The organism is Enterobacter roggenkampii (genome assembly GCF_001729805.1).
Taxonomy (GTDB): Bacteria; Pseudomonadota; Gammaproteobacteria; order Enterobacterales; family Enterobacteriaceae; genus Enterobacter; species Enterobacter roggenkampii.
Genome location: NZ_CP017184.1, coordinates 2,783,318 through 2,802,818, shown reverse-complemented (window position 1 = coordinate 2,802,818; position 19,501 = coordinate 2,783,318). Strand labels below are relative to the sequence as shown.

Genomic DNA, 19,501 nt, shown 5'->3' with positions numbered 1-19,501 from the left:
CGGGCAGGAGAACACTCCGCCCGGCTTTTTTTATGCCTGAACCCTGGGCTGGGTCACCCGCAGGCCGCTGACGATAGCCGCGAGGGTGGCAAGTACACCGGCGGTGAGGAGGGCAACATGGTTGCCGTTCTGGCCTGCGAGGTTAAACATCAGGGCGACCAGCGCTGCACCGGTGCTTTGCCCAAGCAGACGCGCGGTTCCCAACATGCCGCTGGCCCCTCCGCTACGATGTCGCGGTGCTGAGGTGATAATGGTGTGGTTATTGGGGGACTGGAACAGCCCAAACCCCGCGCCGCAGAGGATCATGCGCCAGATAATGTCCAGATCGGAAGGCGACGAGGGCAGCAATGCCAGTGCGAAAAGGCCTGTCGCCATCACCGCCAGCCCCAGCGCCCCGAGTAAACCGGCATGAACGCGTTCAATTAAGTAACCTGCCAGCGGGGCCATCACCATGGTCGCCAGCGGCCAGGGGGTGAGCAGCAGTCCGGTCTCCACTTCTGACCGGCCTACCACGCTCTGCAGAAAGAAGGGCAGAGAAACCAGAGCCAGCATCTGGGCGCAAAACGAGCAGACGGACGTGCAAATGGAGAGTGAAAAGAGAGGAATACGCAGCAGATCAACGGGCAGCAAAGGCGCGGGGAGGGTGAGCTGGCGGCGAACAAAGAAGAAGCCGATCGCCAGCAGGGCGATGAGCTCAGCGCCGGTAAGCATCAGCGATTGTCCCTGCGCAAAGCCGCTCAGCGCCGTAATCAGCAGGCCGAAGGTCAGGGCATTCATCACCGCGCTCGCCACGTCGAAGCGCGGCATACTGCTTTTGGGGCCGTTAGCGGGAAGAAAGCGCAGGGCAAAGAAGATAGCGACGATACCCAGCGGCACGTTAATGGCGAACAGCCATTGCCATGACGCGACGGAAAGGATCGCTGCCGCAATGGTTGGCCCGGCGGCAGAAGAGACGGCCACAATAAACGAGTTTATCCCCATCCCGCGCCCCAGATGGCGCTGGGGATAAATCAAGCGGATCAGCGCCGTGTTTACGCTCATGAGCGCCGCGCCGCCAAAACCCTGCGCAATACGCGCTAGCGTCAGGGTATGCAGTGAATCTGAAAGGGCGCAGAACAGGGAGGTAAACGTGAAAACCACCAGGCCACACTGATACACCCGGCGGTAACCGAACATATCGCCCAGGAAAGAGAACGAGAGCAGTGAAACCACAATCGCAATCTGGTAGGCGTTAACAATCCAAATCGAACTGGCGGGTGAGGCATGCAGGTCGCTGGCGATGGTTGGCAGGGCAACGTTGGCAATCGCGCCGTCAAGGACGGCCATGGAGATACCGATAATGATGGTCGCTATTGCGCCATACCGCTGGGGTAAGGGCAGACCATCGGAAAGATTCTTGTCCATCAGGAGTAAAAAGCTCAGCGTGAAATTATTCTCAGGGTAACTATTTTAGCATTGTTACAGCCGCGATATGTCGCAGATTTGTAACGAAGTAAACGCGGATTGATTGCAGCTGACATGACGGGAACTTATAATAAAAACCAGTTCTGATTTTTATAAAACACTCGCTATGAGGTGGTAAATGGCTATTGCGGATTTGGATAAACAACCAGATTCTGTTTCTTCCGTGCTGAAGGTGTTTGGCATCTTACAGGCGCTTGGAGAAGAGCGTGAAATAGGTATTACAGAGCTGTCGCAGCGCGTGATGATGTCAAAAAGCACCGTTTATCGCTTTTTGCAAACCATGAAATCATTGGGTTACGTTGCGCAGGAAGGCGAATCTGAAAAATATTCTCTGACGCTGAAGCTGTTTGAATTAGGTGCGCGTGCGCTACAAAATGTTGACCTGATCCGCAGCGCGGACATTCAGATGCGTGAAATCTCTCGCCTGACCAAAGAGACCATTCATCTCGGTGCGCTGGATGAAGACAGCATCGTTTACATTCATAAAATCGACTCCATGTACAATCTGCGCATGTATTCGCGCATTGGGCGCCGCAACCCGCTCTACAGTACCGCGATTGGTAAGGTTCTGCTGGCGTGGCGCGATCGCGAGGAAGTGGAGCAGATCCTCGAAGGCGTGGAATACAAGCGCAGCACGGAACGAACCATTACCAGTACGGAAGCGCTGCTGACGGTGCTCGACCGCGTGCGCGAGCAAGGGTATGGCGAAGATAACGAAGAGCAGGAAGAGGGGCTGCGCTGTATCGGCGTCCCGGTATTTGACCGCTTTGGGGTGGTGATTGCGGGCTTAAGTATCTCTTTCCCAACCTTACGCTTCTCCGAAGAGCGTCTGCATGAGTATGTGACTATTCTGCACACTGCCGCACGTAAAATTTCTGAACAGATGGGCTATCACGACTACCCGTTTTAATCCCTGCTGAAATGAAAAAACGCCGCATCTGATGCGGCGTTTTTTATGCCTCATGAACCTGGCTGATTAGCCGTTATCAATCACGACGGATGTTTTACGCAGTACAGGACATTGGGTTAAGCCAATGATCCCGCTGTCAGTATGCAGATACTGGGCGGTGCTCATTCCTTGTGCGGTTAGGTATTTACACTGAATGCCTAACCCGGCTGCGTTTTCTGTGCTCCCCACAAGCACACCATAGCCCGTTAACAGAAGGCCAATCCAGACAAGGGCCAGTGCAATAATTGTTCGAATGATGAATCGCATTATTACCTCTTTTATCGTTGTTATCGTAATGCTAGCGTAACGTGTTTACGCAATGAAACAAGTGCAGCATTCTTAAAAACCGCGATGGAGGCGCAGTTAGCCCTTGTTTAAGATAAGCGTGATAATCTCGTTACATCAGGTCCTTAGACGGAGTGTGGAGTGAAAAAAATACGCTGGGTAATTCTGATTATCGTACTGATAGCGTGCGTGGTGTTATGGACGCAGACGATCAATGTGATGTGCGATCAGGATGTACAGTTTTTTAGCGGCGTTTGCGCAATCAACAAATTTATTCCGTGGTAATACACATTTTTTCTCAACGTGATTTCCTTCCTTCACGCCAGTGGTAAAATAGACGTTTTTATTGAGGTGGTGAAATGGGTGAGTTACTGAATTCAGGGCTGCTGAATATGGCATCCCTGATGATTTCTTTGGTGGTTCTGCTTGTGGGGCTGGTCATCTGGTTTTTCGTGAATCGGGCCAGTTCGCGTACAAATGAGCAGATCGAACTGCTGGAAGCGCTGCTCGATCAGCAAAAACGCCAGAATGCATTGCTACGCCGTCTTTGCGAGGCTAACGAACCGGAAGAGAAAGACGCGCCGAAAGACGCGGTCGCTGAAGATAACAAAGACGAAGACGACTTTATCCGCCTGGTGGCTGAGCGTTAATCTTTTTAGTCCTGGGAGGTGGCTGTGGTCTGGAAAAATCCCTGGTATGACCCCTCCCTGAAACATCATACCCCGAACGGCTTTCGTAATACCCTTCCTGTCGGACATCAACCCGGTGACCTTGAACGTTGGCGTAAAGCGCGCAAAGAGGCCGGTTTACCGAAGCCGCCCGCGCTGGGTTATGACGATTTCATCCGCCAGTGGTGGCAACCCGTTGAGCTTGCGGCATCTCATGAAGATGGGGTGTGGTGGCTCGGACATGCGAGTGTGTTGCTGCACCTGGACGGCAATATCATCCTTACCGATCCGGTGTTTTCACGACGTGCTTCTCCGCTGCCTTTCCTGGGACCACAGCGCAAAACGCCTCCCGTACTGTCTGTCGAGCAACTTCATCAGCTTGATGCGGTTGTCATCTCCCATAATCATTACGATCATCTTGATGACGCAACCATTCGCAGAATCCTCAAGCGCTTTCCCGACGTCTGTTGTTTCGTTCCGTTGGGCCTGGCCGACTGGTTTCGTCGCCGGGGAGCAAAACGCGTGGTCGAACTCGACTGGTGGCAGAGTTTCACCTGGCAGGGGATGACGCTGACCGCCGTGCCGGCACAGCACTGGAGCATGCGCACGCCATGGAACCGCAATCGTTCCTTATGGTGCGGCTGGGTGATGGAAGGACGGCATCACCGTTTCTGGTTCAGCGGTGATACCGGCTATTCGCCTGAGCTGTTGTTGATTCCTGAACGCCTGGGCCAGATAGATGCCGCCGCGTTGCCGATTGGTGCCTATGCCCCACGATGGTTCATGGCTGTTCATCATATGGATCCGCAATCAGCGGTGGCATTGTGGCAGCAGTTGGGTTGCCCTCTGGCGTTTCCCATTCACTGGGGCGTGTTTGAACTGGCAGATGAAGCTTTAGATGAACCTGTGCAGGAGTTAACTGACGCGCTCGATAATTTAGCACCAGTTAATCATTCTTTCAGGATACTGAAAATTGGTGAATATTTATCCTTCTAAACGAAGCGATAAATTGTTGCATATATTCTTGATGTAAACGCGCCTGGGAATGTTTTATTTTTATCGAAACGTTTTGCTTGCCTTCTTTTGATGCAGAGTCATAAAAATTTCATTATTTTGGTGCATAACGCTGTTTATTCGCTGGTGCATTTTAATACAGATGGAAGCGGGTTTTTAACAGTGTTTTTTCTCTGAAACAATTTGGTCGCGTTACAATGATTTAAGCATAACTTTTCACAAATTGTTCTAACTCAATCAGGGGGAAAGATTTCTTTTCCTGGTTGCTGGACGGTTCGTAATGAATGAGCTATGTTAAAAAAGTCTTAGATTACAGCGGTTGTGCAAGCAATGCTGGGTCTTTGTTACGCAGCAGGGCTGTCTGTACGCGATGCGCATAATTGTGCAAAACCTGACAGGCACTGTTCGAATTTGTGCGGCGGATCGAGACATGTTTAAAAATGGCTTGCCATATTAAACATAGTGTGTGATAACACGTTTTGGGTCAAACGAGGTACAGTTCTGTTTATGTGTGGCATTTTCAGTAAAGAAGTCCTGAGTAAACACGTTGTCGTTGAATACCGCTTCTCTGCCGAACCTTATATTAGTGCCTCATGCAGTAATGTCTCAGTTTTATCTCAGTTAATGCCTGCGGGCTAAGAAAACACTCTAAGGAATTTTGCAAAATGGCAAAGATTAAAGGTCAAGTTAAGTGGTTCAACGAGTCTAAAGGTTTTGGTTTCATTACTCCTGCTGACGGCAGCAAAGACGTGTTCGTACACTTCTCTGCAATCCAGGGTAACGGCTTCAAAACTCTGGCTGAAGGCCAGAACGTTGAGTTCGAAATTCAGGACGGCCAGAAAGGCCCAGCTGCAGTTAACGTAACTGCTATCTGATCGAACCGCTGCTGACTGAAGTGCCCGGCACTTCACTCTCAGACATAAAGCCTCGCCTGTCGCGGGGCTTTTTTATGTCCCTTATCTTTCAAAATATTACCATCCACGGTCTTGTTAGTAACTTGTTGCAAAGCTGCGAGGTTAGTAGCACTGTTTTGCCACCCTAAACCCATCTTTTCCCGTTAAATCAGTGCGTTGTTTTACAGTCCTGGGGTTCAGGTGAAGAAGAAATCGATAGCGACCGTCGGAAATTTCACGCCGGCGCGTTTTGTGCTGCTCTGTTTAGCTATTTTTTGTAGTCTGGCTTTTCTGCTGGGTCGCGTTGCCTGGCTGCAAATCATTAAGCCTGACAATCTGGTGAAGCAGGAAGATATGCGATCCCTCCGCCAGCTGGCGATTGATGCGCCGCGCGGCATGATAATGGATCGCGAGGGCCGCCCTCTGGCAGTGAGCGTGCCTGTCCAGGCCGTCTGGGCCGATCCTAAGACGGTGCTGGCAAAAGGGGGCGTCAACCTTGATGAGCGCTGGCAGGCGCTGGCCAGCGCGCTGCATCTCTCCCTCGGCACGCTCTCGGCACGCATCAACGCCAACCCGCAGGGTCGTTTTATTTACCTTGCCCGCCAGGTCGATCCGGCACAGGCAAAGTGGATCGATAAACTGAATCTGCCCGGCATCAATTTACGCGACGAGTCCCGCCGTTTTTATCCTGCTGGCCATGTGGCAGCGAACCTGATTGGTTTCACCAATATTGACGGGCAGGGCATTGAAGGTGTGGAAAAGAGCTTCAACGCCCAACTCACCGGCAAGCCGGGCGTGCGTCAGGTGAGGGAAGATCGCTATGGGCGCGTGGTTGAAAACCTGACTGAAATCGCGCCCTCACCGGCGCATAACATTCAGTTAAGTATTGACGAGCGGCTGCAAACCATCACCGAAGATGCGCTCGACAATGCCGTGGCCTGGAACAAGGCCGAGTCGGGGGCATCGGTATTAATTGATATCCCAACCGGGGAAATACTCGCGATGGCGAGCTATCCGGATTTCAATCCCAATAATCGGGAAGGCGCGACGATAAATGATTTCCGCAACCGCGCGATCAGCGATACGTTCGAACCCGGTTCGACCGTCAAGCCGCTGGTGCTGATGACGGCCCTGCAGCAGGGCCTGGTCCAGCCGGACAGCGTGATTGACACCCATCCGTATACCCTTGACGGGCATCGCATTCGCGACGTGGGCTATTACCCTGAGCTGACGATGACCGGGATCCTGCAAAAATCGAGCGACACCGGCGTTTCCCGGCTTTCTCTGGCGATGCCCGTTCAGCACCTTATTGATACCTATCGAAACTTTGGTTTTGGCACCAATACGGGGCTTGGCTTAACGGGGGAAAGTTCAGGGCTGTTGCCACAGCGTAAATACTGGAGCCAGCTCGATCGCGCGACCTTTGCCTTCGGCTACGGGCTGATGGTCACGCCGCTCCAGCTGGCCCACGTCTACGCCACGATTGGCGGGTTCGGGCTTGAGCGTCCTCTCTCCATCACCCGCATCGATCCCCCCGTTATCGGGCACCGCGTCATGCCGGAAGAGATTGCGCACGAAGTGGAGCACATGATGGAGAGCGTTGCGCTGCCGGGCGGCGGTGGCGTTAAGGCTGCCGTGCGTGATTACCGGGTGGCGGTGAAAACCGGCACGGCGAAGAAAATTGACGATAGCGGGAAGTATGTCGATAAATACGTCGCCTACACCGCGGGCGTTGCGCCTGCCAGCAATCCGCGTTTTGCTCTGGTGGTGGTGATTAACGATCCGCAAAATGGGGCCTACTACGGCGGTGCCGTCTCCGCGCCTGTCTTCAGCGAGATTATGGGTAACGTGCTGCGTCTGGAGAATATCAAACCTGACGGATTACCGGCGGGGTCCGATCACCTTATCGTCATGCGCTAACCGGGCGTTTATAACAGGGGCGAATAGCGGTACACTTCGCCCTTTGATTATGCTCCGGAGTTGCCATGTCCTTCAGCTGTCCCCTTTGCCACGCCCCCCTGACGTACTCAGATAAACGTTATACCTGTCCGCAGGGGCATCAGTTTGACCAGGCAAAAGAAGGCTACGTGAATCTTCTGCCGGTGCAGCATAAGCGCTCGCGCGATCCTGGCGACAGTGCAGAGATGATGCGGGCGCGCCGCGCGTTTCTCGATGCCGGGCACTATCTGCCGCTGCGGGAGACCGTCGCGCAGAGGCTGAATGACATTCTGCCGGCTTCCGCCACCGCCATGCTCGATATCGGCTGTGGGGAAGGGTACTACACCGCACGGTTTGCGGAGGTTGCTCGTGAGAAGGGCGCACAGACATTCGGTCTGGACGTGTCGAAAGTGGCCATTCGCGCGGCGGCGAAGCGTTATACCGACGTGACGTTCTGCGTGGCGTCCAGCCACCGGCTGCCGTTTGACGATGCCAGCATGGACGCGGTTATCCGCATCTACGCGCCGTGTAAGGCGGAGGAGCTGGCGCGCGTCGTGAAACCGGGCGGATGGGTGGTCACCGTGACGCCTGGCCCGCGTCATCTGATGGAGCTGAAAGGGCTGATCTACGACGAAGTGCGTCTCCATGCCCCTCATTCTGAACAGCTGGCCGGTTTTACCCTGAAGCAAGCGGAATCGGTGGCGTACGAAATGACGCTGAAAGGGGAAGAGGCCGTCGCGTTATTGCAGATGACGCCGTTCGCGTGGCGGGCAAAACCTGAGGTATGGGAAACGTTAGCGGCACACTCAACATTTCGCTGCCAGACGGACTTCAGCATCCACGTCTGGCAGCGCGAAGATTAACCGGCGAAGTGTGCCCAGAGGATCTGGGCGCCAATGCCAATCAGCACAATCCCCCCGAGGATCTCGGCGCGTTTACCCAGCAGCGGGCCGATAAACCGTCCGACCATCATGCCCAGCGTGGACATAATCAGGGTTGCACAGCCAATAGCCAGCGCGGTGGCGATAATATTGACCTGCAAAAATGCCAGACCGACGCCGACGGCCATCGCATCAAGGCTGGTGGCAATGGCCGTGGTGACCAGCAGCCAGAAGCCGTGGCGGTGCTGCGGCTCCTCGTCTTCATCATCGCCGCCGCGAAAACCTTCAATGACCATTCGGCCACCGAGAAACACCAGCAGGACGAAGGCAATCCAGTGGTTCCACTCCAGCACGAACTGGCTGGCGAGCATGCCAAGTCCCCAGCCGAGAAGCGGGGTCAGCGTTTCGATAGCGCCAAAAATCAGGCCGGTACGCAGAGCTTCTGAGAATTTAGGTTTGTGGAGCGTGGCGCCTTTTCCGATGGAAGCAGCAAACGCGTCCATGGACATGCCAAAAGCGAGAAGGATCGTAGCGGAGATATTCATAACAGCGTCCAGACCGGGGATATCCATATGACACATCACTGCCCCCAGTAAACAGCAGTTGATGTATCTATGGTCTCGCCTGATCGCAACGCACATAAGACATGCGGTAAGCGATCCGTACGTGCCACGTTTTTCAACGAGTATGTTGACACGTACATTTCCTGCGAACAGGAAATCGGCTACTCCCCAACGACGGGCGCAACCTTAACATATTTTGAGAATATAAAACAACAATGAAAAGGCATTATTTAAATCGTTTGTTGATAACGATTTTCATTTGTCTTTAATCGTGAAAATATCGTTAACAAATAGCGTTCAAATTAGCAGTGGGGATATAGCTTTGGCTATATTGCTTGCGCAAAATAAACACAAGTTATAGCCATTGCTATATAGCTAAGTTATTGAGTTTTAACAAGTAACTTGTATATCTTTTCCAGGTCATCAATATTCTTCACCCGAATAAGCAGGCGGCGTTGTTCTAATTGCATCACCAGTACGCCGTCCTCGGATAAATTCATCTCTTTAATACGGTTATATTCTATCCATACATTGGCGAAGAAGAATCCGTGGGATTTAAAAATGATTTTCGGCGTGCGGATCCAGAACAGATAAATCGCCATTAATGCCAGCGCACATAATAACCATGTGGTTAATAATGCACCATGGCTGGTGACGTTATTGTAAATAAGAATGGCGATGAGGCCCACGAAGATAAAGGCATCCACGCGCCCGCGTCGTAGCAGGGGAAGGGAGAGCAGCGTCTCGCCGTGACGGCGCGGCATGATGAACTCGTCATAGATCGCATAAGCCAGAAGGGCAATAATAAATAAAACCAGTACGATGTCCGTGACAGTCATTCTTCCTCCAGATAACCAATAAAAAACCGGGGGCAAGCCCCCGGCGTCTAACGTTATTGCATTACAGACCCAGCAGGCCGACGGCGTAACCCGCGATACCGATGACGAAGAAGCCAACGATAATCCACAGCGGGTTCACTTTCTTACGCAGCAGCCACATACAGGCGAAGGTCAACAGCAGCGGGACCAGGCCCGGCATCAGCTGGTCCAGAATCGTCTGCACGGTGGTGACGCGGGTCTGACCATCCTGTCCGGTGATGGTCGATACCACCAGCGGGATGTTCACGTGCGTCCACTTGTTAACCAGTGCCCCCATGACAAACAGGCCGAGGATTGACGCCCCCTCAGTCAGTTTCTGCAGGAAGCCACCGCCCATGTCCTTAACGATGTCCACCCCTTTACGGTAGCCGTAGGCCACGCCGTAGTAACGGGTCAGCAGACGCACGGCGTTGAACAGGATGAAGAACAGCAGAGGGCCAAGCAGGCTGCCGCTCATCGCGATACCGGCACCCAGCGCCGCGAACACCGGACGCACGGTACCCCAGAAGATCGGGTCACCGACGCCGGCCAACGGGCCCATCAGGCCGACTTTGATACCGTTGATGGCACCGTCGTCAATCTCTGCGCCGTTCGCACGCTGCTCTTCCATCGCCAGCGTTACGCCCAGAACGGGGGCCGCAACGTAAGGATGGGTGTTAAAGAATTCCAGGTGACGCTTGATGGCCTGACGGCGCGCTTCGTTGTTTTCCGGATACAGGCGTTTGATCGCCGGAACCATGGAGAAGCAGAAACCCAGCGCCTGCATACGTTCGAAGTTCCATGAACCCTGAAACAGGTTAGAACGGATGAACACGCCACGAATATCACCCGGAGTGAGTTTTTTCTCGGTGGTAGTTTTTGTCATATCAACCATGTCGCTCACCTGTTAGTCCAGTTCGTTATCGAGATCGTTGTTACCAGCAGCCTGCGCTGGGGCACCCGCGACGCGGTTATATTTCGGGCTGAGCTGGATGTAGAGAATCGCCATTACCGCACCAATCACACCCAGTGCAACCAGGTTGAAGTTGGTGAATGCCGCGGTCACGAAGCCGAGGTAGAAGAACGGCATCAGGTAGCCTGCGCGCATCATGTTGATGACCATCGCATAACCAACGACCACGATCATGCCGCCCGCGATGTTCAGACCGCCGGTGACCACTTCAGGAATGGCGTTCAGCATGCTCTGGACTTCACTGGTACCGACGGAGATCGCAACGATAACCGCCGGGATCGCGATACGCATCGCCTGCAGGAACAGGGAAGAAACGTGGATCCACGACAGTGCCGTGAGGTTGCCGTTTTCGGCGGCCTTATCCGCTGCGTGCTGGAAGGCTACGGTGATAGTACGAACAATGATGGTCAGAACCTGGCCTGCGGCTGCCAGCGGGATCGCCAGGGCGATACCTGCACCAATACTCTGGTGACCGGCAATAACCAGAACGGTCGAAATGATAGAGGCCAGCGCGGCATCAGGCGCAACTGCCGCACCGATGTTCATCCAGCCCAGGGCGATCATTTCCAGGGTACCACCGATGATGATACCGGTTTTCATGTCACCCAGAACGGCCCCAATCAGCGTACAGGCCACCAGAGGGCGGTGGAACTGAAATTCATCAAGTACGGATTCCATACCCGCAATACATGCGACGACGAACACCAGTACAATCTGAAGAGTGGTAATCTCCATTGCACTTCTCCTATTACATAAACTTTATGTGAGAACCGGCGCGGGCTTATTTCCCAACTTTGCCGATCAAATCCATCATTTTCAGTTTTTGATCCGTGGAAACCTTACGGGCTTCCAGCTCAATACCGCGCGCATTCAGCTTGTTGAATGCCTCGATATCTTTCGCATCAACTGAAATGGCGTTGTTGACCTGCGTTTTGCCCTGACGGAAGGCCATACCACCAATGTTAACGGAGGTGATTTTCACGCCGCCTTCAACAATGCGCTCAACGTCTGTCGGGTTAGTGAACAGGAGCATTACGCGTTCGCCCGCATATTTCGGGTTGTTGTAAACGCGGATCATCTTGGCGACATCCACGACGTGCGCGGTAACGCCAGGCGGAGCAACCTGTGTCAGAAGGGTTTTACGAACGGTGTCGGCGGCCACTTCGTCGCTGACTACGATAATACGTTGAACGTTGGTCTCTTTGGTCCAGCGCGTGGCAACCTGACCGTGGATGAGGCGGTCATCAATACGCGCAAGGCCAATCACCATGTAATCATTCGGCCCCATCGGTTTTGCCGGCGCTGCCGCTTTCGGTGCCGCTGCGGGCGCAGGGGCAGGTTTTTCCACCGGCTGTGCTTTAAGGGCTTTCACCCCTTCACGGCCCGTTTCAACGGCCAGGGCCACCAGCTCGTCGAAAGACGGATTGTCGTCGCGCGCCATGAAGGTTTCCACCAGCATGGGGATATTGACCCCGGCGACAACTTCATAGTGCTCTTTATCGACGACAATGCGGCTGGCAGCATTGAACGGGCTGCCGCCCCATGTATCAACGAGAAACAGCACGCCCTTGCTGGTATCCAGCTTCGCGAGTTGAGCGTTGTACTTCTCAATCAGCGTCTCGGCGTTTTCACCGGGAACGAAATCGATCCAGCCGACGTTTTCCTGCTCGCCCAACAGCATCTCTGCCGTTTTGAGTAGCTGCTCAGCAGCCCAACCATGTGTGCCTATGACAATAGCAATGGTCACTTGCTACCTCCTTTTATTATCATTAATACGCCTGCCGGGCAGTCGTACTGAGAATCGTATTGGCGAACCGAATCGATTCAGATAAGGGTTAGAGTTCAAAAACTAAGACTTCCGCGAATTATTTTAGATAGTGAAAAAATAATTTATGTGATGAAGATCCGTAATTTAGCCACGCGCGACAGATTTATCTTAAGGGTACAGCCACTGTGTTACAGATCTTTGCAAAGGAACGTAAATCTTTGCTAAAAATGCATTGTGTCTGATATGTTTAGCCTCCGTTTAATTGTTCAGGAGTATAGGGCTACAGCCCACTATATGGACCGTCACCGACGTCAGTCATCTTTCAGGCCATTTCGCGCCTTTTTCACCGGCGATCCTCGCCACGTATCGACTCTGTCTGCCTCTGTTTTGCCCACGTTGAGTGGGGCACCGTTTCGTCATTCCTTTAGCAGGAGCTTGTCATGGAATTCTTAATGGACCCGTCAATCTGGGTAGGATTGCTCACGCTGGTGGTGCTGGAGATTGTTCTCGGCATCGATAACCTGGTGTTTATCGCCATCCTTGCGGATAAGCTGCCGCCAAAACAGCGTGATAAAGCGCGTCTGATTGGTCTCTCGCTGGCGCTGGTCATGCGACTGGGTCTGCTCTCCGTTATCTCGTGGATGGTCACGCTGACCAAACCGTTGTTCTCCGTCATGGATTACACCTTCTCCGGCCGTGATTTGATCATGCTGATCGGGGGGATATTCCTGCTCTTTAAAGCGACGACAGAGCTCCATGAGCGGCTGGAAAACCGGCAGCACGATGATGGTCACGGTAAAGGCTATGCCAGTTTCTGGGTGGTGGTGCTGCAGATCGTGGTGCTGGATGCGGTCTTCTCGCTGGATGCGGTGATCACGGCGGTCGGCATGGTGAACCACCTGCCGGTCATGATGGCGGCGGTGGTTATTGCGATGGCGGTCATGCTGCTGGCGTCGAAACCGCTGACGCGTTTCGTGAACCAGCATCCGACGGTGGTGGTGCTGTGTCTGAGCTTCCTGCTGATGATTGGTCTGAGCCTGGTGGCGGAAGGCTTTGGCTTCCATATTCCGAAAGGCTACCTGTACGCTGCGATTGGCTTCTCGATCCTGATCGAGCTGTTCAACCAGATTGCGCGTCGTAACTTTATTAAGCAGCAGTCAAATCAGCCGCTGCGCGCCCGTACCGCGGATGCCATTCTGCGTTTGATGGGCGGTCGTCGTCAGGTGAACGTTCAGTCTGATTCCGAAAACCACAACCCGGTTCCGGTGCCGGAAGGGGCGTTTGTGGAACAGGAACGCTACATGATTAACGGCGTGCTCTCTCTGGCCTCCCGTTCGCTGCGCGGCATCATGACGCCGCGCGGGGAGATCAGCTGGGTCGATGCTAACCTGAGCGTGGATGAAATTCGCCAGCAGCTGCTCTCTTCACCGCACAGCCTGTTCCCGGTGTGTCGCGGCGAGCTGGATGAGATCATCGGCGTGGTCAGGGCAAAAGAGATGCTGGTCGCTCTGGAAGAAGGCGTTAACGTCGAAGCCGTTGCTGCTGCATCGCCTGCGATTGTGGTGCCGGAAACGCTGGATCCGATCAACCTGCTCGGTGTGCTGCGCCGCGCGCGCGGTAGCTTTGTTATCGTCACCAACGAGTTTGGCGTGGTGCAGGGGCTGGTGACGCCGCTGGACGTGCTGGAAGCGATCGCCGGTGAATTCCCGGATGAAGACGAAACGCCGGAAATTGTTGCCGACGGCGAAGGCTGGCTGGTTAAAGGTACGACCGACCTGCACGCGCTCTCGCACACGCTGGGGCTGGAAAACGTGGTCAACGATGAAGAAGACATCGCGACCGTTGCCGGTCTGGTTATCGCCGTTAACGGGCAGATCCCGCGCGTCGGCGATGTGATTGAGCTGCCGCCGCTGCACATTACCATTGTCGAAGCCAACGACTATCGCGTTGATATGGTCCGCATTGTTAAAGAACAATCTGCCCACGATGAAGATGAGTAAGTCTGCTTAACGCAGCGGCATTAAGGGCACGATGTGCCCGTTATGACGCGCTGGCGGGGGAGCACTTCCCGCCAGCCAGTCTGGAAAGTCCCGCAGCGGCATCGGCCGCGCATAGAAAAATCCCTGCAGCACAGGTACGCCGTGACGGCGTAAATAGCGCGCCTGCTCCTCAGTCTCAACCCCTTCCGCCACCAGTTCGATATTCAGCCGCTGGCCCAGCGCAATAATCATATCCGTCACCGTTGAATTCACGGCGTCGGTGCCGATGGCGGTCGTAAAAGACTGGTCAATCTTCAGAACGTCCGGGTGCAGCTTTTCAAGCCAGGAGAGGGAGCTGTTCCCGGTGCCGAAATCGTCGATAGCAAGCTTCACGCCTTTGCGATGCAGTTCGCGCACGATGCGATAATCCGCGTCCAGCAGCGCATCCCGTTCCGTGAGTTCAATTACCAGCTGTTGGCGCGGACAGGCGCTGAACCAGAGACGGTTCAGGTCCTGTATCAATACTGCGTGGCGGAAATGGCTGGCGGCGACGTTAATGCCGATGTGAAAACCGGGGCTGGATGGGAAGTAGCCTATCTGGCGCACCGTTTCGGCGATGACGTAGCGGGTCAGGGGGACAATCTGGTTATGTTCTTCTGCCAGAGGGATAAACACCTCCGGGGTGATCCAACCCTGACGGGGGTTATTCCAGCGCAGCAGGATCTCCACGCCAGTGCACGCCTGGGTGCGGGCATTCACCAGCGGCTGGCAGAAAAGCTCAAATTCTCGCGCCGCAATGCCCATATCGATCTCCCACGTAAAGCTCATCCGGTTTGCCGTCGCCAGCCAGGCGAGATAGCCCAGCAGCAGGCTGAGCATCAGTCCCAGCGGCAGCTGGGCGGGCAGGCTTTTTAAGGCTAACTCTCCAGGGCCAGGTCCGCCGACCGTAATCGTGAAAGGATTTTGGGTTGAAGACTGCTGGAAAAGGGCGCTCTCCTCATCAAACGTCAGGCTGTCGGTGACGCGTTGACCGTAGCGTAAAAAGCGATTGCCGACTGTCAGCACCACGTCACTGATGAGCGGACGCTGGGGCTCGAGGATCATTCTGGCGATCAGGTCGATATTGATAATCTCGACGACGCCATCTTCACCGTCCTGAGAGACGGGATACCACTGGATCAAAACAGGGCTGCCCTTAAGCAGCCACTGGTCGGTCGATAAAATCAGCTTCGCCGTGCTGGCAGGGAGCTCCTGAAGGACGTCACGCACAGGCTCGCTGCGGCTGCCGAAAATACTCGAACAATACAGGATACCGTCTTTGATCAGGGCAATGGAGCGTACCGTCTGCAAAATGGCTGCCTGCTGCCGCAGCGCCAGTTGCACCTGCGGGCAGGGCTGCCCCACCAGCGGCTGCAGCACGTTGCGGTGGTTTTCCAGGGAAAGCAGAACGTTATCAAGGGCGCGAACGGTATGGCTGGTAAAATCGAGGATCCGCTGTTGGTTAACGTTGCGCTGGGAGATAAAGCGAATGCCTAGCGTCAGGATGAGCGTGAGGAGCGCAACCGTCACGCAGACGATAACGCGTTTTCGGCGATAATTTTTAATGATCGTTTGTGCAGTTTGCATGAACGGTCGCCTGATAAGCCACCAGCCACAAAAGCCGGACGCAACAGTCAAAGTGTAGTGGGGAAAGCAGAAGGAGACGAGGAAGAAGAGGGAAATTCGCCCATCCGTTGCAGATGGGCGAAAGGCAGTATTAGTCGCACTGCACCTTAATGGCCAGGCCACCGCGGGACGTCTCGCGGTATTTCGCGTTCATGTCTTTGCCCGTTTCGTACATGGTTTCAATCACCTTATCCAGCGATACGCGAGGTTCGCTGGTACGGCGCATCGCCATACGAGAGGCGTTGATGGCTTTCACCGAGGCAATCGCGTTACGCTCAATGCACGGCACCTGCACCTGGCCCGCGACCGGGTCGCAGGTCAGACCGAGGTTATGTTCCATACCGATTTCAGCCGCCACGCAGACCTGCTCAGGGCTTGCACCCAACAGCTCTGCCAGACCCGCCGCCGCCATGGAGCAGGCCACGCCGACTTCACCCTGACAGCCCACTTCCGCACCGGAGATGGAGGCATTCATCTTGTACAGCGCGCCGATGGCACCTGCCGCCAGGAAATAACGGATATAGATGTCCGGCGTCACGGGCTCAATAAAGTGGTCGTAATACGCCAGCACCGCAGGAACAATGCCGCACGCGCCGTTGGTTGGCGCCGTCACGACGCGGCCCCCGGCGGCGTTCTCTTCGTTAACCGCAAGCGCAAACATATTCACCCAGTCGACCACGTTCATCGGGTCGTTGGAGAATTTGTCCGTGGTTACCAGCATACGGCGCAGAGCAGAGGCACGACGCGGCACGCGCAGCGGACCCGGCAGAACGCCTTCGGTATTCATCCCGCGATCGATACAGGCACGCATGGTTTGCCAGACGTTGGCAAAATAGTCTTCAATCTCTTGTTTGCTGTGCAGGGCCAGTTCGTTCTGCATCACCATGCCGGAGAGGGAAAGACCGGTTTGTTTGCAGTAGCCCAGCATCTCGGTCGCCGATTTGAACGGGTACGGTACGCTGACGTCGCCGACGCTGTCTTTGCCAAAATGCTCTTCATCCACGATGAAACCACCGCCGATGGAGTAATACGTTTTGCTGTAGATCTCTTTTTCACCGCTGTAAGCGTGAATGGTCATGCCGTTTTCATGCAGCGGCAGGTTGTCGCTGCGAAAACGCATGCCGTCATCCTGCGGGAAATCGACTTCCTGCTGGCCGTTTGCCAGCAGCAGGCGGCCGCGTGTTTCCACGTCGCGGATGAATGCCGGAATGGCATCAATATCAACGGTATCCGGCATATTGCCTGCCAGACCCATAATAATGGCGATATCGGTGTGGTGGCCTTTACCCGTTAATGACAGCGAGCCGTAAACATCCACGGCCACACGGGTAACGCTTTCCAGTAATCCTTTTTCGACCAGATCATCGACGAACTGTTTACCGGCCTTCATCGGGCCAACAGTATGGGAAGACGAAGGGCCAATTCCCACTTTGAACATGTCGAATATACTAATCACTTTCACACTCCTGACAGGGTTACCGGGGTTCCAGTAACGATGTTATAACTGCGCATAGTGTAAGAGGGAACACCGACCTCGGCTTAACTATTCACATGAATTAAACTAATGGTTAACGATGGGTTTTGCTAATAGCGCGACGCAGATCGCAAACCTGGCAGAAGAGGGCGGAATGTAAAGTATAGTCAAGGTTTCAGGCCGATCTGCAGCGCCAGTTCACGAATGATGCCCGCCGTCATGCCCCAGACAAAATAATGCTGATACCAGGACAACCAGACCCGATGGTCATGCCCACGACGCTGAATATCCAGCGGGTGGTAACGACTCAGTCGAAGGGCTTCATCCAGCGGCATTTCAAACACCGCAGAGACTTCATCGACGCTGGCGTGATACTGCAGGCCCGGCGGGATAATGCCCACCACCGGCGTGACCTGGAAACCGGTAACGCTGTCGACGGGCGGCAGCACGCCGATGATCTCAACGGCCTCCGGCGGAATGGCCACCTCTTCCTGCGCTTCGCGCAGCGCGGCGGCAATCAGCGAGGCGTCGGAGCTGTCTACCGCGCCCCCCGGAAAAGCGACCTGACCGGCATGCTTACGTAAATGGGCGGAACGCTGGGTGAGCAGCAGGCCCGGCTTCGCGCGACGCACGACCGGGATCAGCACGGCCGCCTGACGCTGATTCAGCGCCTCGCGGCTCACCTGCGGTCTTAGTAGCTGAAAACGCGATAAAAAGTCATCCAGCGTCAGGTTCTCTTTTTCCACCCGTGATTACTCCAGTAGTTTCAGGATACGGTTAACTTTATCAAAGGTTTCCTGATATTCCGCATCGACCTGGCTGTCGGCAACAATCCCGCCCCCGGCCGAACAGTAAAGGTTTCCGTTGCAGGCGGTCAGCGTGCGGATGGTAATGCTGGTATCCAGCGTGCCGCACAGGCTGATATAGCCGATGCTGCCGCACCAGGCATTGCGCCGGTGGGGCTCCAGTTCATCAATGATCTCCATTGCCCGCACCTTCGGCGCACCGGTGATGGAGCCGCCCGGGAACGCGGCGCGCAGCAGGTCGCAGGCCGTGCGCGAGTCTGGCAACTGCGCGGTAATGGTGCTGACCAGATGATGCACCGCAGGGAAAGGCTCGACGACAAACAGTTCCGGCACGCGGACGCTGCCCGGCACGGCCACCCGGCCAATGTCGTTGCGCATCAGATCGACAATCATCAGGTTTTCGGCGCGGTCTTTCGGCGAGGCGGCCAGCTTTTCCGCCTGCTGACGGTCGGCGTCGGGATCGGCAAGGCGTGGAAGCGTGCCCTTAATCGGACGGGTTTGAATCGTGCCCTCGGCCAGATGAATAAAGCGCTCGGGCGACAGGCTGAGGATCGCCCCCTGTTCCAGACGAACAAACGCGCTAAACGGTGCCTTGTTGCTGGCATTAAGACGGGTAAACGCCTGCCACTCATCTCCCCGATAGGTCGCCTCGAAGCGCTGGGCGAGGTTAACCTGGTAGCAGTCGCCGCTTTGCAGATACGCCTGAACGCGCGAGAATTTTTCGCCATATTCCGCAGCGCTCATGTTGGAGCGCCAGCCGGAGGTCAGCGTGAACGTCTCTGCGGGTGCAGCCTGTTGAGCCTCAAGCCAGGCCAGACGCGCCTGGACGTCACGATGGCTCAGCAGGGAAACCGTTTTTTTCAGGTGATCGACGATTAACGCCCAGTCATACAGCCCCACGGCCATGTCTGGCAGGGAAATATCAGCCTGCGCATGCTCGGGCAGCGTTTCGAAACGGCGGCCCAGGTCGTAACCAAACAGGCCCAGCGCGCCTCCCTGAAAGGGAAAGTCCGGGTTTGGCGTAGCGGATAAGCCCAGCGCGTTAATATCGTGCTGAAGCTGCGCCAGCGGATCGTCCGTCAGCGACAGGTCATCGGTTGTCAGCGTCTTCAGCGGATCGGCGACCAGAATATCAAAGCGGCTGTAGGGATGGTCCGCATGGCCGGAGTGCAGCAGCATCGCAAACGGAAGATGGCTCAGGCGGGCAAACCAGTATTCAGCGGCGTCTGTCCGCCAGGGCAGGGTAATAACAGTGGGGAAGCGCATGTTCATGTGTGGCATACTACCGGGCAGCGTGAAATAATTAGCGCGAATAATTTAGCAG

The 19,501-nt window shown here is 55.0% G+C and carries 19 protein-coding genes, 1 pseudogene and 1 riboswitch; of the genes and pseudogenes, 9 read left to right on the top strand and 11 right to left on the bottom strand.

The window, feature by feature from the left end; translation table 11 throughout:
* Positions 1–30: 30 nt before the first annotated feature.
* Positions 31–1,404: an MFS transporter gene (locus BFV67_RS13180; protein WP_021240422.1), complete on the bottom strand. Its 1,374-nt coding sequence runs from the start codon at positions 1,402–1,404 to the stop codon at positions 31–33.
* A 178-nt stretch (positions 1,405–1,582) separates the two neighbouring features.
* On the opposite strand from BFV67_RS13180, the gene kdgR reads away from it, so the two are divergent.
* The gene (kdgR, locus tag BFV67_RS13175; protein WP_008500482.1) at positions 1,583–2,374 is read left to right on the top strand and encodes a DNA-binding transcriptional regulator KdgR; all 792 of its coding nucleotides are present in this window, start codon (positions 1,583–1,585) and stop codon (positions 2,372–2,374) included.
* Positions 2,375–2,440: 66 nt separating this feature from the next.
* Here the strand turns inward: kdgR and BFV67_RS13170 are convergent, their stop codons facing one another.
* Positions 2,441–2,680: a YobH family protein gene (locus BFV67_RS13170; RefSeq protein WP_008500483.1), complete on the bottom strand. Its 240-nt coding sequence runs from the start codon at positions 2,678–2,680 to the stop codon at positions 2,441–2,443.
* Positions 2,681–2,839: 159 nt separating this feature from the next.
* On the opposite strand from BFV67_RS13170, the gene mgrB reads away from it, so the two are divergent.
* The 7 genes and pseudogenes from mgrB (at position 2,840) to rlmA (ending at position 8,074) form a co-directional block, all read left to right on the top strand.
* Positions 2,840–2,983 (top strand): PhoP/PhoQ regulatory lipoprotein MgrB, encoded by a 144-nt coding sequence (gene mgrB / locus BFV67_RS13165; protein ID WP_006175995.1) that lies wholly within the window; start codon positions 2,840–2,842, stop codon positions 2,981–2,983.
* 74 nt (positions 2,984–3,057) lie between these two features.
* Positions 3,058–3,348, top strand: a complete 291-nt coding sequence (locus tag BFV67_RS13160; protein WP_008500484.1) for a YebO family protein — start codon at positions 3,058–3,060, stop codon at positions 3,346–3,348.
* A gap of 24 nt (positions 3,349–3,372) precedes the next feature.
* Positions 3,373–4,362 carry an MBL fold metallo-hydrolase gene (locus BFV67_RS13155; RefSeq protein ID WP_084833294.1) on the top strand — a complete coding sequence of 330 codons (990 nt, stop codon included), beginning with the start codon at positions 3,373–3,375 and terminating at the stop codon, positions 4,360–4,362.
* Positions 4,363–4,887: 525 nt separating this feature from the next.
* Positions 4,888–5,032, top strand: a pseudogene (locus BFV67_RS13150) (DUF2627 domain-containing protein).
* 13 nt (positions 5,033–5,045) lie between these two features.
* Positions 5,046–5,255 carry a transcription antiterminator/RNA stability regulator CspE gene (gene cspE / locus BFV67_RS13145; protein ID WP_001062678.1) on the top strand — a complete coding sequence of 70 codons (210 nt, stop codon included), beginning with the start codon at positions 5,046–5,048 and terminating at the stop codon, positions 5,253–5,255.
* 219 nt (positions 5,256–5,474) lie between these two features.
* Positions 5,475–7,193, top strand: coding sequence for a peptidoglycan glycosyltransferase FtsI (gene ftsI / locus BFV67_RS13140; RefSeq protein ID WP_069598479.1), 1,719 nt, complete (start codon positions 5,475–5,477; stop codon positions 7,191–7,193).
* Positions 7,194–7,258: 65 nt separating this feature from the next.
* Entirely contained in the window at positions 7,259–8,074 is an 816-nt protein-coding gene (gene rlmA, locus BFV67_RS13135) for a 23S rRNA (guanine(745)-N(1))-methyltransferase (RefSeq protein WP_045352255.1), read from the top strand.
* On the opposite strand, the gene mntP is transcribed toward rlmA, so the two are convergent.
* The 5 genes from mntP to manX all read right to left on the bottom strand — a co-directional run bounded on the left by mntP (position 8,071) and on the right by manX (position 12,232).
* Positions 8,071–8,637, bottom strand: a complete 567-nt coding sequence (gene mntP / locus BFV67_RS13130) for a manganese efflux pump MntP (RefSeq protein WP_023293941.1) — start codon at positions 8,635–8,637, stop codon at positions 8,071–8,073. The two genes, rlmA and mntP, sit on opposite strands and share 4 nt — an antisense overlap.
* Before the next feature lie 9 nt (positions 8,638–8,646).
* Positions 8,647–8,837, bottom strand: a riboswitch (yybP-ykoY riboswitch).
* Between the two features lie 198 nt (positions 8,838–9,035).
* Positions 9,036–9,494, bottom strand: coding sequence for a DUF986 family protein (locus tag BFV67_RS13125; RefSeq protein WP_063435830.1), 459 nt, complete (start codon positions 9,492–9,494; stop codon positions 9,036–9,038).
* Positions 9,495–9,555: 61 nt separating this feature from the next.
* Positions 9,556–10,407, bottom strand: coding sequence for a PTS mannose transporter subunit IID (locus tag BFV67_RS13120; protein ID WP_006810994.1), 852 nt, complete (start codon positions 10,405–10,407; stop codon positions 9,556–9,558).
* Between the two features lie 12 nt (positions 10,408–10,419).
* Positions 10,420–11,220: a PTS mannose transporter subunit IIC gene (manY, locus tag BFV67_RS13115; protein ID WP_008500490.1), complete on the bottom strand. Its 801-nt coding sequence runs from the start codon at positions 11,218–11,220 to the stop codon at positions 10,420–10,422.
* 46 nt (positions 11,221–11,266) lie between these two features.
* Positions 11,267–12,232, bottom strand: coding sequence for a PTS mannose transporter subunit IIAB (gene manX, locus BFV67_RS13110; protein WP_008500491.1), 966 nt, complete (start codon positions 12,230–12,232; stop codon positions 11,267–11,269).
* 461 nt (positions 12,233–12,693) lie between these two features.
* On the opposite strand from manX, the gene yoaE reads away from it, so the two are divergent.
* Entirely contained in the window at positions 12,694–14,253 is a 1,560-nt protein-coding gene (gene yoaE / locus BFV67_RS13105; RefSeq protein ID WP_008500492.1) for a CNNM family cation transport protein YoaE, read from the top strand.
* A gap of 6 nt (positions 14,254–14,259) precedes the next feature.
* On the opposite strand, the gene BFV67_RS13100 is transcribed toward yoaE, so the two are convergent.
* The 4 genes from BFV67_RS13100 to pabB all read right to left on the bottom strand — a co-directional run bounded on the left by BFV67_RS13100 (position 14,260) and on the right by pabB (position 19,449).
* Positions 14,260–15,858 (bottom strand): EAL domain-containing protein, encoded by a 1,599-nt coding sequence (locus BFV67_RS13100; protein ID WP_021240414.1) that lies wholly within the window; start codon positions 15,856–15,858, stop codon positions 14,260–14,262.
* Between the two features lie 130 nt (positions 15,859–15,988).
* Positions 15,989–17,353, bottom strand: a complete 1,365-nt coding sequence (gene sdaA / locus BFV67_RS13095; RefSeq protein ID WP_008500494.1) for an L-serine ammonia-lyase — start codon at positions 17,351–17,353, stop codon at positions 15,989–15,991.
* Positions 17,354–17,538: 185 nt separating this feature from the next.
* Positions 17,539–18,117 (bottom strand): CoA pyrophosphatase, encoded by a 579-nt coding sequence (locus BFV67_RS13090; protein WP_025910133.1) that lies wholly within the window; start codon positions 18,115–18,117, stop codon positions 17,539–17,541.
* 6 nt (positions 18,118–18,123) lie between these two features.
* Positions 18,124–19,449, bottom strand: a complete 1,326-nt coding sequence (gene pabB / locus BFV67_RS13085; protein WP_069598478.1) for an aminodeoxychorismate synthase component 1 — start codon at positions 19,447–19,449, stop codon at positions 18,124–18,126.
* Positions 19,450–19,501: the final 52 nt, after the last annotated feature.